This window comes from Escherichia sp. MOD1-EC6842 (assembly GCF_002965705.1).
GTDB lineage: Bacteria > Pseudomonadota > Gammaproteobacteria > Enterobacterales > Enterobacteriaceae > Escherichia > Escherichia ruysiae.
The window spans coordinates 413,904-434,025 of record NZ_PTRF01000001.1 but is presented as its reverse complement, the minus strand read 5'-3'; the positions used below and the strand labels follow the sequence as shown (position 1 = coordinate 434,025).

The window sequence follows — 20,122 nt, the reverse complement described above, 5'->3', positions numbered from 1 at the left end:
AGAGCCTCCCTGTTATCCCAGCAGACGATGAATGCGTTGCAATCCTGTCACCAGACGATCCACTTCTTCATGGGTGTTATACATAGCCAACGACGCCCGACACATAGCCGGAACGTTATAAAACGCCATCAACGGCATCGCGCAGTGATGGCCGGTACGCACAGCGATACCGTAGTTATCAAGAAAACTGCCAACATCATAGGCATGATGTTTACCGAGATTAAAGGCGATAACGCCAAGTCTGTCCGGTGGCCCATACAGAGTGAGATCCGGCACCGTTGTCAATTGTGACAGCGCGTAATGCATCAGATTCTGTTCGTACTCAGCAATGTTGTTAAGCCCCAGAGCTGATACATACTCCAGCGCCGCACCAAGACCAATAATGCCCCCCGTATTGGGCGTGCCGGCCTCAAACCGCCACGGCGCTTTGGTCCAGGTAGTACCTTCGCTAAGGCTGACGGTGGCAATCATAGACCCGCCCCCTTCCCACGGCGGCATCTCCTGCAACAAGGCTTCTTTAACATAAAGAATGCCAATGCCGGTGGGGCCATACAGTTTATGCCCGGAAAAAACGTAGAAGTCGCAATCCAGCGCCTGCACATCCACCGGATGATGCATCACTGCCTGAGCGCCATCCACCAGCACTTTTGCGCCATGCTGGTGCGCAAGTGCGATCATTTCCGGCAGCGGATTTTCCGTCCCCAGCACATTAGACACGTGAGTAATCGCCAGCAGGCGGGTTTTCTCATCAAACAGATTAGGCAACGTCTCAAGTTGCAGCGTGCCGTCCGGATTAAGCGGGATCACCCGCAGCTCTGCGCCAACGCGCGCGCAAAGCATCTGCCAGGGAACAATGTTAGCGTGGTGTTCCATCTGACTGATGATGATGTTATCGCCTGCCCGCACGTTGCTATTGCCCCAGCTATTGGCGACCAGATTGATCCCTTCCGTCGTGCCACGGACGAACACCAGCTCTTCCGCCGAACGGGCATTGATAAACAGCGATGCACGCTTACGCACGTTCTCCATTTTCTCGGTCGCCTGGGCGCTTAACGTATGAATACCGCGATGCACCGCCGCGTAGCCGTGACGATAAAACTCAGCCTCGGCGTCAATCACCTGGCTCGGTTTCTGCGCACTGGCGGCGCTGTCGAGATAAGCCAGCGGCAAACCGTTCACCTCACGCGAGAGCACCGGAAAATCGGCCCGTACCTTCTCAACGGAAAAAGTCATCTTGCACCTCCCGGCAGCCGTTGGCCGATTCGAGCCAGCACCTGCTGTTTAAGACCCTCATCGCGCAAGGCTTCCGTCAGTTCGGCGGCAAAGGCATAGATGATCATCTGCTGGGCATCCTGCTGATTGATCCCGCGAGAACGCAGATAGAACATTTGCTCATCATCAATACGCCCGACCGTTGCGCCGTGGCTGCATTTCACATCATCGGCATAAATTTCCAGTTGCGGTTTGGTATCCACTTCCGCCAGCTTGCCCATCAGCAGATTATTATTGGTCATCTGGCCGTCAGTCTTGATGGCATACTGCGCGACATTAATCAAACCATTAAATACCGCGCGCCCTTTGTCGCTGACGATAGTTTTGTGCAACTGGCGGCTGTTACAAAAACCTTTATTGTGTTCCAGCCAGGTGCGGGTATCGCACACTTCATTTTTCACCGGCATCGCCAGGCTATTAATCCGCAGCGTACTGTTTTCGCCATTAAGTTGCGTACTGGTGTTGTGCCGTAACACTGCGCCACCAAGCAGAAAACTGTGGCTAGATGCGGTGGCATCGTCTGCCAGCAGCAAATCGTTATGGGCAAAGTGGTGACTGACCGGGTTTTCAAACGCCAGCTTGATATGCTGCAAGTGGGCGTTCGCTGCGACGTTAATAGTGAAGCGCGCGCCGGTAAAATGGCGGGCATCATTAAGGCTGACAAAATGTTCAATCACTGTCGCTTCCGCGCCTTCCGCCAGTTCCAGATGATGGCGATAATGGGCAGTGTTCACCTCTTCACCTGCCACGCCCTGGGTAATATGCATTAACAGCAATGGCTTTGCAGGCCGTTGACCGCGCTTCACCGCAATATGCGTAACGCTTTGCGCCAGGCTTTCCGTCAGATGCAGAAACACTTCTGGCTGAATAGCATCGGGCAGCCCCTGGCGTTCGTCGTTTATGCTCACGTCATATCCGCTGCCTTCAGTTGCATCGCTAAGTGCTGGCATGTAACGTCCATCGACAAACACCAGTCGCACGGCGTCTAACGTTATGGCTAAGGCATCACGCTGCTGTGGGGATATCTCCCCCGTAATGCTGACAAACTGGCTATTGGTCAGCCCTTCCAGCGGCGTATATTTCCAGTGCTCATGTTTACGGGTCGGCAGACCGGTACGCAGCAATTGTTGTAAATGCTGCTGCGCTTGCGGGGAGCGTTTTGCCCCTTCAGCCTCAAACAAGTGATGCCACTGTTGCAGCACGTTACTGCTGTTCACTAAGCCAGCCATAACCCTGCTCCTCCAGTTGTTTGACCAACGTGAAATCGCCGGATTTCACAATTCGCCCCTGATACAGCACGTGGACGTAATCAGGCTTGATGTAGTCAAGAATGCGTTGGTAGTGCGTCACGATGATGAATGAACGCTTGCCATCACGCAGCGAGTTCACACCATCGGCAACCACTTTTAATGCGTCGATATCCAGCCCGGAGTCCGACTCATCAAGAATGCATAACTCCGGCTCCAGCACTGCCATTTGCAAAATATCGTTGCGCTTTTTCTCGCCACCGGAAAAACCAACGTTAACCGAACGGGTTAATAAATCTTCCGGCATCTTCAACAGGGCGATTTTCTCTTCCATCAAATCCTGAAAATCGAAGCGGTCGAGGGTTTCCTGACCGCGATAACTACGCACCGCATTGAGCGCCGTTTGCAGGAAAAACTGGTTACTGACGCCAGGGATTTCCACTGGATACTGAAAAGCCATAAAGATCCCTTCGCCTGCACGATCTTCCGGCGACAGTTCAAGCAAATCTTTGCCTTTAAACTCCACCGTGCCGCCCGTCACTTCATAATCTTCGCGCCCGGCAAGCGTTGCCGATAAGGTACTTTTGCCCGAACCGTTTGGCCCCATAATGGCGTGAACTTCGCCAGGACGAACGTCGAGGCTTAATCCACGCAGAATAGCTTTATCTTCCACGCTGACGTGTAAATCTTTAATACTTAACATGTTTATTCCTTATCCGACGCTGTGTTCAAGACTGATGGCGAGGAGTTTTTGTGCTTCAACGGCAAATTCCAGCGGCAGTTCCGAGAACACGTCTTTGCAGAAACCGTTAACAATCATCGAGATGGCGTCTTCTTCGCTGATCCCGCGTTGCAGGCAGTAAAACAGCTGATCTTCACCAATACGCGATGTCGTTGCCTCGTGCTCCAGTTGTGCGCTGTTATTGCGACATTCGACATACGGGAAGGTATGCGCCCCGCAATTAGCGCCAATCAGCATTGAGTCGCACTGAGTGAAGTTGCGCGCATTGGTTGCCGTCGGCATGATTTTCACCAGGCCGCGATAGCTGTTCTGGCTGTGTCCGGCAGAGATCCCTTTCGAGATAATGGTCGATTTGGTGTTCTTACCGATGTGGATCATCTTGGTGCCGGTATCAGCCTGCTGATGACCGCTGGTCAGCGCCACTGAGTAAAACTCACCAATGGAGTTATCGCCGCGCAAAATGCAGCTTGGGTATTTCCACGTAATCGCTGAACCGGTTTCCGATTGCGTCCACGACATTTTGCTGTTTTCGCCTTCGCACAGAGCACGCTTGGTGACGAAGTTGAGAATACCGCCGGTGTTGTTATCGCCAGGGAACCAGTTTTGCACCGTGGAATATTTCACCTCGGCGTTTTTATGGATGATGACTTCCACCACCGCCGCGTGTAGCTGGTAGCTATCACGCACTGGTGCGGAGCAGCCTTCAATGTAGCTGACGTAGCTGTCTTCGTCGGCTACCAGAATGGTGCGCTCAAACTGCCCGGTTTTTTCTGCGTTAATGCGAAAATAGGTGGAAAGTTCCATCGGGCAGCGCACGCCTTTAGGTACATAAATAAACGTACCGTCGGAAGCCACCGCTGCATTGAGCGCGGCAAAAAAGTTGTCATTCCCAGGCACCACGGTGCCGAGATATTTCTTCACCAGCTCCGGGTGCTCATGAATCGCTTCGCCAAAGGAACAGAAAATGATCCCCTGCTCCGCCAGTTTTTCGCGATAAGTGGTGGCAACCGAAACAGAATCGAAAATGGCATCCACCGCCACCTCTTTGCCTTCCCGCACCGGTACGCCCAACTGCTCAAATGCCGCTTCAACCTCTTTACTTAAAAAAGCGTTTGCGCCGGTTTGTTGCACCGCGCCCGGTTCAGAAACACAGGTGTCATCGCAGTTACCACATGAAGGCGCGGAGTAATAGCTATAATCCTGATAATTCAGCTTATCGTAGTGCGCCTTCAACCAGTGCGGCTCTTCCATCTCCAGCCATGCGCGAAAGGCGTTGAGACGAAACGCCAGCATCCACTCCGGTTCATTACGCTTCGCCGAGATTGCGCGCACCACCTCTTCGTTTATGCCCTTAGCCAGCTCATCAGTGGCTAACTGGGTGAAGAATCCTTCTTTATAATTCAGCGAGCCGCCAGTCCAGGTTTTGACATCGTCAGTTGCTTCAGTATTACGAGACATAGTACCGCCTATACCCCGAAGCTTTCGCCACAGCCACATTCATTCTGGGCTTTCGGGTTGTGAAATTTGAATATCTGATTGAGTCCTTCGCGAACGAAATCGACTTCCGTGCCATCAATAAACGGCATTGCTTGTAGCGGGACATACAGCTTCGCGCCGTCGTGTTCAAACAGCAGATCGTCTTTGTCCGGCTCGCTAACACTGTCGAGTACATAGCCAAAGCCCGCGCAACCCGTTTGCTTCACGCCTAAGCGCACGCCGACCATACCTGGCTGCTTTGCCACCAGCTCGCGGATGTGCACCGCCGCTGCGGGTGTCAGCGTTAAGCCTTGCCAGGCGAAATCCTGTGGATTAAAGGTTCCTGAATGCATGTCCATCGATTTACCTCACTTCATCGCTTTCAGCGTATAACAGCATGTTAGTGATAATGATTATCAGTTCAACCCGGCAAACGCAGGGGCTTTACCGTAAAACATGCTTTTTGCCTGCATTTAATAAGCATAGACCCTGATGTGCGGCTTAACAGGCACGCTAAGAATTAGGTATCTCATTGTTAGTTAATGATTATTACCGGAGGGCATTTAAGACTGTGATGGAAAAGAAAAAGTTGTATTGAAAATGACTATTTAAGAGATAGGTAAAAAAGTGGCTCGTTCAGAAATAAGAAAACCCTTAAGTCTGTGCTACACAGGCTTAAGGGTTTCTACCCCATCCGGCGCTTATCTCCGGCACTCACAGTGGCTTAGCTCTTGAAGGGGCGATAAGAATAATCTCATAAAGCTAAGCCAGCGTTTTAACACAACCTGCGATTTGTATTCTTTTTGAACAAAATCAAGCGGGTAAAAATGGGAGAAGTCAGAAGAAAGTCGTCAGACCTGGACTGGAGTTAATCCAGGTCGATGGGGCACACTAACTGCGTTCAGCCAGAATCAATGCACGCCCAAACGCCAGGCAAAGTAGATTTCTTCTTTTAATTCAGCAGAAGAGAGAGTAAGCAGATCAGCGAATTCAAGTTCTAGTTGTTTCAGACGTTTGAGATATTGGGCAGGTGAAAGATTGCTCTGGTCACGGCGTAAAAATTCAATGGCCAGTTGGGTGGGATCAAGTTGAGTAGACATAGCATCCTCGCTTTTAGACAAGACCTGCACAGTATACCACCGTTTACTGTGCAGATAATAACCAAAGGCAATATGCGTCACACTTTTCTGGTGACAACGTCACAAAATAGCGGTCGTCAATCGTGACGAACAGCACAAACGCTCTTTCTCATCGAATATTTCAATCTGCCAGACCTGATGACGTGAACCAAGATGCAGCGGCTTGCAAACGCCGCGAACTCGCCCTTCTCGCGCTGATCGAACATGGTTAGCATTGATTTCCAAACCAACGACTTTTTGCTCACCTTCGGTACATAAATAACCGGCAACGGAGCCAATACTTTCGGCCAGCACCACGGACGCACCGCCATGCAGCAGCCCGAAAGGTTGCTTTGTCCGCGAATCTACCGGCATTGTCGCTTCCAGAGTGTCATCACCAATATGTTCAAAGCGAATATCCAGCAATCCCACCATGTTTCCATCACCCATGGCATTCAGTGCTTCCAGGGTGATTTTACGTTTCCATATCATTTAATAATCTCCAGTAATGCCTGCACAGGATGGCGTACCCCCGTACCTTCAACCCGTTTTACCTGACTACGGCAGGAATATCCGGTCGCCAGACAGCGATTTCGCGGCAGACGTTGCATCGCCTGATGCCAGGATAACTCATAGATCCCAAGCGAGTTTTTATGATTTTTCGCTTCATGTCCGTAAGTCCCCGCCATACCGCAGCAACCCACACTGACATTTTCCAGCTTCGCGCCAAAACGGGCAAATATCGCGGCCCATTGTGCTGGCGCGCCCGGCAAGGCGGTGACTTCGGTACAGTGACCAAAGAAATACCACGGTTCACCGCTGACCGCAGCCACTGGCTGTGACTCAAGTACGCTTGCCAGCCATTCATTCGCCAGCAGAACGTTAAACTCGCCGCGTTCCTCGCCGAGAGTGAGTTTGTATTCGTCGCGATAACAAAGTACCAGCGCCGGATCGACACCCACCATTGGCATTCCCAGCTTCGCCATACGGTTGAGGAAATCCGCCGTCTTTTTCGCCGTCTTCGCAAAACGATTGAGGAATCCTTTGATGTGCTGGGCTTTACCATTTGGTGAAAATGGCAACAGTACCGGCTGGAAACCTAATTTCTCGACCAGACGGACAAAATCTGCCACCACTTGCGCATCGTAATAGCTGGTGAAGGGGTCTTGCACCACCAACACCGTGCGCGCTTTTTGCTCGACATTGAGAGCTTCAAGCTGTTCCAGCGTCATGTTTGCCGAGCGATGCCCCACCATTTGTTGTTGCAGCGACGGCACCGAAAGCAGCGGCAAGTCGACCATGCCGATATGTTTTTTCGACAGTTTGCGAACCAGAGGCTGGTTAATGAAGAAGTTAAAGGTCTTCGGCGCTCGCGCCATCAGCGGCGCATAACTTTCGACCGTCGCCACAAGATGGTCGCGCAGCGGGCGTAAATAACGGGTGTGATAGAGTTGCAGGAAACGAGAGCGGAACTCCGGCACGTCAATTTTGATGGGGCACTGGGTCGAACAGGCTTTACAGGCCAGACAGCCTGACATCGCCTCTTTCACTTCATGGGAGAAGTCATATTCGCCTTTATTTGCGTGCCAGCTATTGCGCGTGCGGGCAATTAACGTCCGCAAACTGGCTCGCGATTCCGGCAGTTCTTGTTCCAGTTTTAGAGGATCAACACCACGGTCAGCCAGCAAACGTAGCCATTCACGCACCAGCGTTGCGCGCCCTTTCGGTGAATGAATCCGGTTCTGGGTGATCTTCATCGACGGGCACATGGGGCTGCGGGCATCAAAGTTGAAGCATAAACCGTTGCCGTTACACTCCATCGCACCGCGCCACTGCTGGCGTACCGCGATGGGGATCTGCCGATCAAATGTACCGCGCTTTACCGCGTCCACTTTCATCATCGGCGCGTCGAGACCTTCTGGCGGGCAAATCTTTCCTGGGTTGAGTCGGTTATGCGGGTCAAATGCCGCTTTCACTTTGCGCAGTTCTGCAAAAAGTTCCTCACCGAAAAACGCCGGGCTGTATTCGGCGCGAAAACCTTTGCCGTGCTCGCCCCACAACAAACCACCGTATTTCGCAGTCAGCGCCACCACGTCATCAGAAATTTGCTTCATCAACATCTCTTGTTGCGGATCGCACATATCCAGCGCCGGACGAACGTGCAAAACCCCCGCATCGACGTGACCAAACATACCGTAGCTTAAGCCGTGACTGTCGAGCAGCGCGCGAAATTCAGCAATATAATCCGCCAGGTGTTCTGGCGGCACGCAGGTATCTTCGGCAAACGGAATTGGCTTAGCGGCGCCTTTAGCATTGCCAAGCAGGCCAACAGCTTTTTTGCGCATCGCATAGATACGTTCAACACCCGCCAGCTCGCGGCACACCTGCCAGCCAATGACACCTGCTTGCTGACTAGCGATAAGTTCGTCCAGCCGCGTACAGAGTGCATTTACCCGCTCGTCAATCAGCGCCTCATCATCACCAGCAAATTCCACAATGTTCAGTCCGAGCATCTCTTTCTCGGGCACATCGGTAATCAACTCACTGACGGAATGCCAGACGATATCTTCCCGCGCAAGGTTCAGCACTTTAGAATCCACCGTCTCAACTGAAAGCGCGCGCGCCTCAACCATAAACGGCGCGTTACGCAGCGCGGAGTCAAAAGAGTCATATTTGACGTTCACCAGACGGCGCACTTTCGGCAAGCGAGTAATATCCAGTCGCGCTTCGGTAATAAAGGCCAGCGTCCCTTCTGAACCCGTCAGAATGCGCGTCAGGTCGAACTCGGTCATCTCATCGTTAAAGACATGACGCAGATCGTAACCGGTAAGAAAGCGGTTAAGTTTGGGAAATTTGTCGATGATTAACTGCCGTTGCTGACGGCAGCGTTGATAAACCGTTTTATAGATACGCCCGATAGCTGTATTGGTTTTGCCCAGCGTTTCCGCCAGCTCGACGGGTAAAGGTTGCGTATCGAGAATATCCCCCCCCAACAACACCGCCCGCACGCCGAGCACGTGATCTGACGTTTTACCATAGACCAGCGATCCCTGACCGGATGCATCGGTATTGATCATCCCGCCGAGCGTTGCCCGGTTGCTGGTCGAAAGTTCTGGTGCAAAAAAGTAGCCGAACGGTTTCAGATACTGGTTAAGCTGATCTTTAATAACCCCCGCTTCAACGCGCACCCAGCCCTCTTCAGGGTTAATTTCGATGATGCGGTTCATATGACGGGACATATCAACAATAATCCCCTGGTTGAGCGCCTGACCGTTAGTGCCGGTGCCGCCACCGCGCGGGGTGAAGATCAACGATGAATAGCGTTCCTGCGCAGCCAGACGGGCGATTAATGCCACATCTGCGGTCGAACGCGGAAATACCACTGCGTCGGGGAGAAGTTGGTAAATACTGTTGTCGGTCGACATTGTCAGACGATCGGCATAACTTGTCGCCGTATCGCCGGTAAAACCCTGTTGCTCCAGCTCTTGCAAAAAATTAAGCACCAGTTGAACGACGCCGGGTGCCTGGGAAATCTGTGGAATCATTATATTGACCCTTTCCTGCGGTCTGTGATGTAGGTCGATACACAGTTCTTTCAGGCTGCTGCAATAGCGCACTGAAAGGTGATGTATGTTTACTCTATGGATTTCGAGTTGCGGGAAGGCGGCAAGCGAGTGAACGCCAGGAACTTACAAAAGTAAGTGACTGGGGTGAACGAACGTAGCCGCAGCACATGCAACTTGAAATACGACGAGTAAACCGTTTGCGTGTTGCCTGAATTGTTGTACCACATTTTTTTCTTACACGCCCATCAGAATTAAGGGCAGAATCGGCCTGTTAAAAACCGCTGAAATTGCTCATCATTATGCAGGTGAGTTTCGCGTGTTCACGTCGCGTCGACGATTTGACGCACAAAAAAGGTGAAAAGTAGTTATGGTAAATGTTCGTCAGCCCAGGGATGTCGCACAAATTCTGCTTTCGGTGCTGTTTTTAGCCATCATGATTGTGGCATGTCTGTGGATTGTTCAACCCTTCGTTCTCGGCTTTGCGTGGGCTGGTACGGTGGTTATCGCTACCTGGCCGGTATTGTTACGCTTGCAAAAGATCATGTTTGGTCGCCGTTCGCTCGCCGTTCTGGTGATGACGCTGTTATTAGTGATGGTGTTTATCATCCCTATCGCCTTATTGGTTAACAGTATCGTCGATGGCAGTGGGCCGTTGATTAAAGCCATTTCCAGCGGCGACATGACGTTACCCGATCTGGCGTGGCTTAATACCATTCCGGTGATTGGTGCGAAGCTGTATGCAGGCTGGCACAATTTGCTGGATATGGGGGGTACGGCGATCATGGCGAAAGTCCGTCCTTATATTGGCACCACCACCACCTGGTTTGTTGGGCAGGCGGCGCATATCGGGCGCTTTATGGTGCATTGTGCATTAATGCTTCTCTTCAGCGCCCTGCTGTACTGGCGCGGTGAACAGGTAGCGCAAGGCATTCGCCATTTTGCAACTCGTCTGGCAGGCGCTCGCGGTGATGCCGCAGTCCTGCTGGCGGCGCAGGCTATCCGCGCGGTGGCGCTGGGTGTAGTGGTAACAGCGTTGGTGCAGGCGGTACTTGGCGGTATCGGTCTGGCGGTATCCGGCGTTCCTTACGCAACGCTGCTGACGGTGTTAATGATCCTCTCCTGCCTTGTCCAGCTTGGCCCGCTGCCAGTGTTGATTCCGGCGATTATCTGGCTCTACTGGAGCGGTGATACCACCTGGGGCACGGTATTGCTGGTGTGGAGTGGTGTGGTTGGCACACTGGATAACGTGATTCGCCCGATGTTAATTCGCATGGGCGCCGATTTACCGCTGATCCTGATCCTCTCCGGGGTTATCGGTGGTTTGATTGCCTTCGGGATGATTGGTCTGTTTATTGGTCCGGTTCTGTTAGCCGTTTCCTGGCGTCTGTTTGCTGCGTGGGTGGAAGAAGTCCCGCCACCGACTGACCAGCCGGAAGAAATTCTCGAAGAACTGGGCGAAATTGAAAAGCCGAATAAGTAACTCTCTCATCAGGCGGCTCTGCCGCCTGATTGTTAACCATCGCTAATTGATATTTCATTTCTCAACCTCGTATTTCCCTGCTTACCTCCATTCAGCTGGTAGTACCTGTCGCAAATTCTTTACAGTTTTTAAACTAATGAGACGAATCTGATCGACGCAAAAAGTCCGTATGCCTACTATTAGCTCACGGTTATAAATCAACATATTGATTTATAAGCATGGAAATCCCCTGAGTGAAACAACGAATTGCTGTGTGTAGTCTTTGCCCATCTCCCACGATGGGCTTTTTTTAACATTTTTCCGTTTTCTTACCTCGCCATTCATTCTTTCCAATAATGTTGCACAAGATACTGTGACTCTCTTCAAGCCGTTAGCAGGCTGATAATGTTATTTATATTTTATTCTATTTTTTGATGCAGCCATTACCTATGAACGCTTATGAACTCCAGGCACTACGCCATATTTTTGCCATGACTGTTGATGAATGCGCGACCTGGATTGCCCAGACAGATGACAGCGAAAGCTGGCGGCGGTGGGAAAATGGCAAAAGCGCCATTCCTGATAGCGTCGTTGAAAAATTGCTGGCTATGCGTCAGCAAAGAAAAAAACATCTTCACGCCATCATAGAGAAAATAAATAACCGCATCGGCAATAACACCATGCGTTTTTTCCCTGACTTAACCGCGTTTCAACGTGTCTATCCTGACGGCAATTTTATTGACTGGAAGATTTATCAATCAGTAGCCGCTGAGTTATATGCGCACGATCTTGAACGCCTTTGTTGATATTTTAACGGGAATCAACAGTCATCATTACAAAAATAATGAACGGATATTGACGCAATATCGCCACATTTTTTAAAGCACAGTTGCTAAGTGGATCTTATGAAAAATCCCTATCTCCCTACCGCGCTGGGGTTGTATTTCAATTACCTGGTGCATGGTATGGGCGTCATTTTGATGACCCTGAATATGGCCTCGCTGGAGACGCTTTGGCATACCAATGCGGCAGGTGTCTCGATTGTTATCTCATCATTAGGCATTGGTCGACTAAGCGTCCTGTTTCTTTCTGGCTTATTATCCGATCGCTTCGGTCGCCGACCGTTTATCATTCTCGGTATGTGCTGCTATATCGCCTTCTTTTTTGGCATCCTGCACACCAATAACATCATTATCGCTTATGTTTTTGGCTTTCTGGCCGGAATGGCAAACAGTTTTCTCGATGCAGGTACTTATCCCAGCCTGATGGAAGCCTTTCCTCATTCACCGGGTACAGCCAATATTTTAATTAAAGCGTTTGTTTCCTGCGGACAATTTTTATTGCCGTTAATCATTAGTTTATTGGTATGGGCCGAACTGTGGTTTGGTTGGTCTTTTATGATTGCCGCAGGCATTATGATTATTAACGGTCTGTTTTTATACCGCAGTACCTTTCCACCGCATCCGGGTCGTCGCTTACCGGCAGTAAATAAAACAACCACTTCTGCGGGGCATCGCTGCTCAATAATCGATTTAGCCAGTTATACCTTATATGGCTATATATCAATGGCAACGTTTTATCTGGTCAGCCAGTGGCTGGCACAATACGGGCAATTTGTCGCTGGCATGTCATACACAATGTCGATCAAATTACTCAGCATCTACACCGTGGGATCGCTGCTTTGCGTATTTATTAGTGCACCGCTCATTCGTAAAGCGATTCACCCGACAATATTGTTGATGCTGTACACGTTTATCTCATTTATTGCCCTGCTCACCGTTTGCCTGTATCCCATATTTTATGTGGTAATAACATTCGCTTTCGTTATTGGTTTTACCTCCGCTGGAGGCGTTGTACAAATTGGCCTGACGTTAATGGCTGAGCGTTTTCCCTACGCTAAAGGTAAAGCAACCGGGATTTATTACAGTGCGGGAAGTATTGCGACCTTTACCATTCCGTTGATTACGGCTCATCTATCACAAAGAAGTATTGCCGATATTATGTGGTTCGATACTGGCATCGCTGCCGTCGGTTTTTTACTGGCGCTGTTTATTGGCTTACGCAGCCACAAGAAAACACAACATCCATCGCTAAAGGGAAATGTCGCCACGGGCGGGTAATGCAATATTCTTTTCAGGACATGCAAGATCTTACGGATAAATTAATCTTTCTGCGCTAATTAAGGGAAATCACGATCCAAAACAAACTATCTCATGCAATATACCTGGAAACATAAACTTTATGCCATGTATCCGGAGAAAATCATCTTCAGTATAGTGATTATGTAAACCGTCGAAGAACAATACGTACGGTAACAAAATTATCTTTCAGCAAGGAGCTGTGAAAATGTCTCAAAATAAGGCTTTCAGCACGCCATTTATCCTGGCTGTTCTTTGTATATACTTCAGCTATTTCCTGCACGGCATTAGTGTTATTACACTTGCACAGAACATGTCATCTCTGGCAGAAAAATTTTCGACTGATAATGCTGGTATTGCTTATTTAATTTCCGGTATTGGTCTGGGTCGCCTGATCAGTATTTTATTCTTCGGTGTAATCTCCGACAAATTTGGTCGGCGCGCAGTCATATTAATGGCAGTAATAATGTATCTACTGTTCTTCTTTGGTATTCCCGCTTGCCCGAATTTAACGCTCGCTTACTGTCTGGCAGTGTGCGTAGGTATCGCTAACTCGGCGCTGGATACCGGTGGTTACCCGGCGTTGATGGAATGCTTTCCGAAAGCCTCCGGGTCGGCGGTAATACTGGTTAAAGCAATGGTGTCATTCGGGCAAATGTTCTATCCAATGCTGGTGAGTTATATGCTGCTGAATAACATCTGGTACGGCTATGGGCTGATTATTCCTGGCATCCTGTTTGTACTGATCACGCTGATGCTGTTGAAAAGCAAATTCCCCAGCCAGTTGGTGGACGCTAGCGTTGCCAATGAATTGCCGATAATGAACAGTAAACCGTTAGTCTGGCTGGAAGGTGTTTCGTCGGTACTGTTCGGTGTTGCCGCATTCTCGACCTTTTATGTGATTGTGGTGTGGATGCCCAAATATGCAATGGCATTTGCCGGCATGTCGGAAGCCGAAGCATTAAAAACCATCTCTTATTACAGTATGGGTTCGCTGGTCTGTGTCTTTATATTTGCCGCGCTACTGAAAAAAATAGCACGCCCCATCTGGGCTAACGTATTTAACTCTGCACTGGCAACGGTAACTGCCGCCATTATATATCTCTACCCTTCTCCGCTAGTGTGTAATGCCGGAGCCTTTGTTATCGGTTTCTCAGCGGCTGGCGGCATTTTACAACTCGGCGTTTCGGTCATGTCAGAGTTTTTCCCCAAAAGCAAAGCCAAAGTCACCAGTATTTATATGATGATGGGTGGATTGGCTAACTTTGTTATTCCGCTGATTACCGGTTATCTGTCAAATATCGGCCTGCAATATATCATTGTTCTCGATTTTACTTTCGCACTGCTGGCCCTGATTACCGCAATTATTGTTTTTATCCGCTATTACCGCGTTTTCATTATTCCCCAAAATGATATCCGGTTAGGTGAACGTTATTTTAAACACAATTCAGCACAGAGGTTAAAGGAGTGAATTATGGATGTTACTGCTAAATACGAATTGATTGGGTTGATGGCCTATCCTATCCGCCACAGTTTATCGCCTGAAATGCAGAATAAAGCCTTAGAAAAAGCGGGATTGCCATTTACCTATATGGCCTTTGAAGTGGATAACGATAGCTTTGCCGGAGCAATTGAAGGATTAAAAGCCCTCAAAATGCGCGGCACCGGTGTGTCGATGCCGAACAAACAACTGGCGTGTGAATATGTTGATGAATTAACGCCTGCGGCGAAACTGGTGGGCGCCATCAATACCATCGTTAATGATAACGGCTACCTGCGTGGTTATAACACCGACGGCACAGGCCATATTCGCGCCATAAAAGAGAGCGGTTTTGATATCAAAGGAAAAACGATGGTGCTGTTAGGTGCCGGTGGCGCCTCAACGGCGATTGGCGCGCAGGGTGCGATTGAAGGGTTAAAAGAAATTAAACTCTTTAACCGTCGGGATGAGTTTTTCGATAAAGCCCTCGCCTTCGCGCAACGGGTCAACGAAAACACCAATTGCGTCGTCACAGTGACGGATCTCGCCGATCAGCAGGCCTTTGCCGAGGCGCTGGCTTCTGCCGACATTTTAACCAACGGCACTAAAGTGGGTATGAAACCCCTTGAAAATGAATCATTGGTTAATGATATCAGTCTGTTACATCCAGGACTTCTGGTCACCGAATGCGTATATAACCCGCATATGACGAAGTTATTGCAGCAGGCGCAACAAGCAGGTTGCAAAACGATTGATGGATACGGCATGTTGTTGTGGCAAGGGGCTGAACAGTTCACGTTATGGACTGGCAAAGATTTCCCTCTGGAATACGTTAAACAGGTCATGGGGTTCGGCGCCTGACAGGCTGACCGCGTGCAGAAAGGGTAAGAAATGAAAACCGTAACTGTAAAAGATCTCGTCATTGGCACGGGTGCACCAAAAATCATCGTCTCGATGATGGCGAAAGATATCGCCAGCGTGAAATCTGAAGCTCTTGTCTATCGTGAAGCGGACTTTGATATTCTGGAATGGCGCGTGGATCACTTTGCCGACCTCACCTGTGTGGAGTCGGTCATGGCGGCGGCAAAAATTCTCCGTGAGACCATGCCAGAAAAACCGCTGCTGTTTACCTTCCGCAGTGCCAAAGAAGGCGGCGAGCAGGCGATTTCCACCGAGGCTTATATTGCACTCAATCGTGCAGCCATCGACAGCGGCCTGGTTGATATGATCGATCTGGAGTTATTTACCGGCGATGATCAGGTTAAAGAAACCGTCGCCTACGCCCACGCGCATGATGTGAAAGTTGTCATGTCCAACCATGACTTCCATAAAACGCCGGAAGCCGAAGAAATCATTGCCCGTCTGCGCAAAATGCAGTCCTTCGACGCCGATATTCCTAAGATTGCGCTGATGCCGCAAAGTACCAGCGATGTGTTGACGTTGCTTGCCGCGACCCTGGAGATGCAGGAGCAGTATGCCGATCGTCCAATCATTACCATGTCGATGGCAAAAACTGGCGTAATTTCCCGTCTGGCTGGTGAAGTTTTCGGTTCGGCGGCAACCTTTGGCGCAGTAAAAAAAGCCTCTGCGCCAGGGCAAATCTCGGTAAATGATTTGCGCACGGTATTAACTATTTTACATCAGGCATAAGCAATAATATTTCGGCGGAAATACCCTCCCCCGCCGAAATAAAAAAAGTATTTTTAACCGTATTTTATAAAAATATTTCGTGAGTCTCTGTGCGCTAATTCTCCATCTGGCGTAGGGAAAATCACACCTGAATCAGGAATTAACAATGAAACCTGTAAAACCACCTCGTATTAATGGACGAGTGCCGGTCCTGTCGGCACAGGAAGCGGTGAATTATATTCCCGACGAAGCAACACTTTGTGTGTTAGGCGCTGGCGGCGGTATTCTGGAAGCCACCACGTTAATTACTGCTCTTGCTGATAAATATAAACAGACTCAAACGCCACGTAATTTATCAATTATTAGCCCTACGGGGCTTGGCGATCGTGCCGACCGTGGTATTAGTCCGCTGGCGCAAGAAGGTCTGGTGAAATGGGCATTATGCGGTCACTGGGGACAATCGCCGCGTATTTCTGACCTTGCAGAACAAAATAAAATTGTTGCCTATAACTATCCACAAGGTGTACTCACCCAAACATTGCGCGCCGCCGCTGCCCACCAGCCAGGAATTATTAGCGATATTGGTATCGGTACATTTGTTGACCCTCGCCAACAAGGCGGAAAACTGAATGAAGTGACCAAAGAAGAGCTGATTAAACTGGTCGAGTTTGATAATAAAGAATATCTCTATTACAAAGCGATTGCGCCGGATATCGCTTTTATTCGCGCTACCACCTGCGACAGCGAAGGCTACGCCACTTTTGAAGATGAGGTGATGTATCTCGACGCATTGGTTATTGCCCAGGCGGTGCACAATAACGGCGGTATTGTGATGATGCAGGTGCAGAAAATGGTTAAGAAAGCCACGCTGCATCCTAAATCTGTCCGTATTCCGGGTTATCTGGTGGATATTGTGGTGGTCGATCCGGACCAAACCCAACTGTATGGCGGTGCGCCGGTTAACCGCTTTATTTCTGGTGACTTCACCCTTGATGACAGCACCAAACTTAGCCTGCCCCTAAACCAACGTAAATTAGTTGCGCGGCGTGCATTATTCGAAATGCGCAAAGGCGCGGTGGGAAATGTCGGTGTCGGTATTGCCGACGGCATTGGCCTGGTCGCCCGTGAAGAAGGATGTGCTGATGACTTTATTCTGACGGTGGAAACGGGTCCGATTGGCGGTATTACCTCGCAAGGTATCGCCTTTGGCGCAAATGTTAATACCCGCGCCATTCTGGATATGACGTCCCAGTTCGATTTTTATCACGGCGGTGGTCTGGATGTTTGTTATTTGAGTTTTGCCGAAGTCGACCAGCACGGCAACGTTGGTGTGCATAAATTCAATGGCAAAATCATGGGCACCGGCGGATTTATTGATATCAGCGCCACCTCGAAGAAAATTATTTTCTGTGGCACGTTAACCGCAGGAAGTTTAAAAACAGAAATTGCCAACGGCAAATTAAATATTATCCAGGAAGGACGGGTGAAGAAATTTATCCGTGAACTACCGGAAATCACGTTCAGCGGAAAAATCGCTCTCGAACGGGGACTGGATGTTCGTTATATCACCGAACGTGCCGTCTTCACGCTGAAAGAAGACGGTCTGCATTTAATCGAAATCGCCCCTGGTGTCGATTTGAAAAAAGATATTCTCGACAAAATGGATTTCACCCCAGTTATTTCACCAGAACTCAAACTGATGGATGAGAGATTATTTATCGATGCGGCGATGGGTTTTGTCCTGCCTGAAGCGGCTCATTAACAGGAGTATAATGATGGATTTTTCTTTAACTGAAGAACAAGAACTGCTGCTGGCCAGTATTCGCGAACTGATTACGACTAACTTTCCGGAAGAGTATTTCCGCACCTGCGATCAAAACGGTACATATCCGCGTGAGTTTATGCGGGCGCTAGCGGATAACGGTATTTCCATGCTTGGCGTGCCGGAAGAGTTCGGCGGCATCCCTGCGGATTACGTCACCCAAATGCTGGCGCTGATGGAAGTGTCAAAATGCGGTGCTCCGGCGTTTTTGATTACCAACGGTCAGTGTATTCACAGTATGCGCCGCTTCGGTTCTGCGGAGCAGCTACGCAAAACGGCAGAAAGCACACTGGAAACGGGTGATCCCGCCTATGCCCTGGCGTTGACGGAGCCAGGCGCAGGCTCAGACAACAACAGTGCCACTACCACTTACACGCGTAAAAATGGCAAGGTTTATATTAACGGACAGAAAACCTTTATTACCGGTGCGAAAGAGTACCCGTATATGCTGGTGCTGGCGCGCGATCCAGAACCGAAAGATCCGAAAAAGGCCTTCACCCTGTGGTGGGTCGACTCCAGTAAGCCCGGCATTAAGATTAACCCGCTGCATAAAATCGGCTGGCATATGCTCAGCACCTGCGAAGTCTATCTCGACAACGTGGAAGTTGAAGAGAGCGACATGGTGGGCGAAGAAGGAATGGGGTTCCTCAATGTGATGTACAACTTTGAGATGGAACGCCTGATCAACGCCGCGCGCAGCACCGGCTTTGCCGAGTGTGCCTTTGAAGATGCCGCCCGCTATGCCAACCAGCGTATCGCTTTTGGTAAGCCGATTGGGCATAACCAGATGATCCAGGAAAAACTGGCACTGATGGCGATTAAGATCGACAACATGCGCAATATGGTGCTGAAAGTGGCATGGCAAGCTGACCAGCATCAGTCATTGCGCACCAGCGCGGCGCTGGCAAAATTGTACTGCGCACGTACCGCGATGGAAGTCATTGATGATGCGATTCAAATCATGGGTGGTCTGGGCTATACCGATGAGGCGCGCGTCTCCCGCTTCTGGCGCGATGTTCGCTGTGAACGTATCGGCGGCGGTACAGACGAAATTATGATTTACGTTGCAGGTCGGCAGATTCTGAAAGATTACCAGAATAAATAATCTCCAGGCGGCGCAGCTTCTTACAAAACTGCGCCGCCTGATTTATCCGGCAAGACTTACGGGTTGAGGAAATTCAGATAAGATTTCTTGTTCCGCAAAACAGTTTTTAAATTGCCTGCGGTAATCGCTGGGCGAACAGCCGACATGGCGCAAAAACAGTTTGGCAAAGTGATCGACATTTTCATAACCCACACGCCAGGAGATCTCTGCCTGTGATAATTCAGTATTGGTGAGTGACCATTTCGCTTCCGTCATACGCCGTTGAATAACATAGTTAATAGGGGAAATGCGATACTCTTTGGTAAATTCATGGCAAATATAACTGACGCTGGCACGAAATTTTTTCGATAACTGTTCCAAAGTGATTTTTTCGCGATAATTATTATTCAGATAGAAAAGAATATCTTTAATCAGCACATCTTTTTTAATATACCCTTGCTCCGAACGATACGCATTTTTAAAATTTTCGTAGTAGAGAATTGCTAATGTATAGGCAAAAGCGTCCCATAATGAAGATGTCTGATTATTTTTACTTTGCGGCAAAATAACGCTTAGCTCATTAAATAAGGTTTTAATGACCTCTTTTCCCTGCCCTGCGACAATTACCGGGCAAGAATGCGGTTGCAGAAGCTGGTTTTCCTCTGCCCCCTGAAACTGAAAGCCATATAGTGCACAGGTACAGGTCGTAGCAGGATCGTTGACATCAGAAGCCACCGCATGAAGTCTGCCGCGTTCTATCACCACAATGTCATCGGCATGGGCTACATACAACGAGGAGTCAATGGTAAACCTTGCCACGCCTTTCTTGACATAAATCAGCTCAGTTTCATTGTCATGAACGTGATGTCCAGACTCCCATTTTGGATCATCGCTAAATGCAAAACGTGAAAGCCGTGGCGTTTTTCCAGCGACAAACAGCGTTTCGCTGACATTATCAAAACAGCGTTGATACATGACAACCTCCCTATTCCATGAGCAAGCAAAAGCAATATATGCCGGATAAAATACGGCGTGTATTACGGTTATACAACCGCGTTTAGCGAGAGCTAAACAAGATTATTTACACCG

General features: G+C 49.4%; 16 protein-coding genes, 1 other RNA gene and 1 pseudogene. 9 read left to right on the top strand and 9 right to left on the bottom strand.

From position 1 onward, the window contains the following. Nucleotides 1–12: 12 nt before the first annotated feature. From sufS to ydiJ, 8 genes are all read right to left on the bottom strand, one after another. The gene (sufS, locus tag A7Z29_RS02315; protein WP_105289729.1) at nt 13–1,233 is read right to left on the bottom strand and encodes a cysteine desulfurase SufS; all 1,221 of its coding nucleotides are present in this window, start codon (nt 1,231–1,233) and stop codon (nt 13–15) included. Then, entirely contained in the window at nt 1,230–2,501 is a 1,272-nt protein-coding gene (gene sufD / locus A7Z29_RS02310) for a Fe-S cluster assembly protein SufD (RefSeq protein WP_000908092.1), read from the bottom strand. Before sufD ends, sufS begins: the two co-directional genes overlap by 4 nt. After that, a complete protein-coding gene (gene sufC, locus A7Z29_RS02305; protein ID WP_000948879.1) occupies nt 2,476–3,222 on the bottom strand; it encodes a Fe-S cluster assembly ATPase SufC in 747 nt (248 codons plus the stop codon). Before sufC ends, sufD begins: the two co-directional genes overlap by 26 nt. A 9-nt stretch (nt 3,223–3,231) precedes the next feature. Next, nucleotides 3,232–4,719: a Fe-S cluster assembly protein SufB gene (gene sufB / locus A7Z29_RS02300; RefSeq protein ID WP_024212343.1), complete on the bottom strand. Its 1,488-nt coding sequence runs from the start codon at nt 4,717–4,719 to the stop codon at nt 3,232–3,234. Between the two features lie 8 nt (nt 4,720–4,727). Next, nucleotides 4,728–5,096, bottom strand: coding sequence for a Fe-S cluster assembly scaffold SufA (gene sufA / locus A7Z29_RS02295; protein ID WP_000367172.1), 369 nt, complete (start codon nt 5,094–5,096; stop codon nt 4,728–4,730). A 552-nt stretch (nt 5,097–5,648) separates the two neighbouring features. Next, entirely contained in the window at nt 5,649–5,837 is a 189-nt protein-coding gene (locus A7Z29_RS02290; protein ID WP_001296104.1) for a YdiH family protein, read from the bottom strand. 99 nt (nt 5,838–5,936) lie between these two features. Continuing rightward, nucleotides 5,937–6,347 carry a 1,4-dihydroxy-2-naphthoyl-CoA hydrolase gene (gene menI / locus A7Z29_RS02285; RefSeq protein ID WP_000637977.1) on the bottom strand — a complete coding sequence of 137 codons (411 nt, stop codon included), beginning with the start codon at nt 6,345–6,347 and terminating at the stop codon, nt 5,937–5,939. Further along, on the bottom strand, nt 6,344–9,400 hold the full coding sequence (gene ydiJ / locus A7Z29_RS02280; RefSeq protein ID WP_105289728.1) for a D-2-hydroxyglutarate dehydrogenase YdiJ: 3,057 nt from the start codon (nt 9,398–9,400) through the stop codon (nt 6,344–6,346). The genes menI and ydiJ overlap by 4 nt, the downstream gene beginning before the upstream one ends. Before the next feature lie 388 nt (nt 9,401–9,788). On the opposite strand from ydiJ, the gene ydiK reads away from it, so the two are divergent. The 9 genes and pseudogenes from ydiK (at nt 9,789) to A7Z29_RS02235 (ending at nt 19,054) form a co-directional block, all read left to right on the top strand. Continuing rightward, entirely contained in the window at nt 9,789–10,901 is a 1,113-nt protein-coding gene (ydiK, locus tag A7Z29_RS02275) for an AI-2E family transporter YdiK (RefSeq protein WP_085460676.1), read from the top strand. A gap of 186 nt (nt 10,902–11,087) precedes the next feature. Next, nucleotides 11,088–11,195: antisense sRNA RprA (gene rprA, locus A7Z29_RS02270), an RNA gene on the top strand. 134 nt (nt 11,196–11,329) lie between these two features. After that, nucleotides 11,330–11,686 carry a YdiL family protein gene (locus A7Z29_RS02265; protein WP_105289766.1) on the top strand — a complete coding sequence of 119 codons (357 nt, stop codon included), beginning with the start codon at nt 11,330–11,332 and terminating at the stop codon, nt 11,684–11,686. A 99-nt stretch (nt 11,687–11,785) separates the two neighbouring features. Beyond that, nucleotides 11,786–13,000 (top strand): MFS transporter, encoded by a 1,215-nt coding sequence (locus A7Z29_RS02260; RefSeq protein WP_105289727.1) that lies wholly within the window; start codon nt 11,786–11,788, stop codon nt 12,998–13,000. 226 nt (nt 13,001–13,226) lie between these two features. After that, a pseudogene (locus A7Z29_RS02255) lies at nt 13,227–14,481 on the top strand (MFS transporter). A gap of 11 nt (nt 14,482–14,492) precedes the next feature. Then, nucleotides 14,493–15,359 carry a quinate/shikimate dehydrogenase gene (gene ydiB, locus A7Z29_RS02250; RefSeq protein WP_105289725.1) on the top strand — a complete coding sequence of 289 codons (867 nt, stop codon included), beginning with the start codon at nt 14,493–14,495 and terminating at the stop codon, nt 15,357–15,359. A 30-nt stretch (nt 15,360–15,389) separates the two neighbouring features. Then, entirely contained in the window at nt 15,390–16,148 is a 759-nt protein-coding gene (gene aroD, locus A7Z29_RS02245; protein ID WP_105289724.1) for a type I 3-dehydroquinate dehydratase, read from the top strand. A gap of 145 nt (nt 16,149–16,293) precedes the next feature. Next, nucleotides 16,294–17,889: an acyl CoA:acetate/3-ketoacid CoA transferase gene (locus tag A7Z29_RS02240; protein ID WP_105289723.1), complete on the top strand. Its 1,596-nt coding sequence runs from the start codon at nt 16,294–16,296 to the stop codon at nt 17,887–17,889. A gap of 13 nt (nt 17,890–17,902) precedes the next feature. Then, entirely contained in the window at nt 17,903–19,054 is a 1,152-nt protein-coding gene (locus A7Z29_RS02235) for an acyl-CoA dehydrogenase (protein ID WP_000347836.1), read from the top strand. A gap of 42 nt (nt 19,055–19,096) precedes the next feature. Here the strand turns inward: A7Z29_RS02235 and A7Z29_RS02230 are convergent, their stop codons facing one another. Then, nucleotides 19,097–20,008 (bottom strand): AraC family transcriptional regulator, encoded by a 912-nt coding sequence (locus A7Z29_RS02230; protein ID WP_105289722.1) that lies wholly within the window; start codon nt 20,006–20,008, stop codon nt 19,097–19,099. Nucleotides 20,009–20,122: the final 114 nt, after the last annotated feature.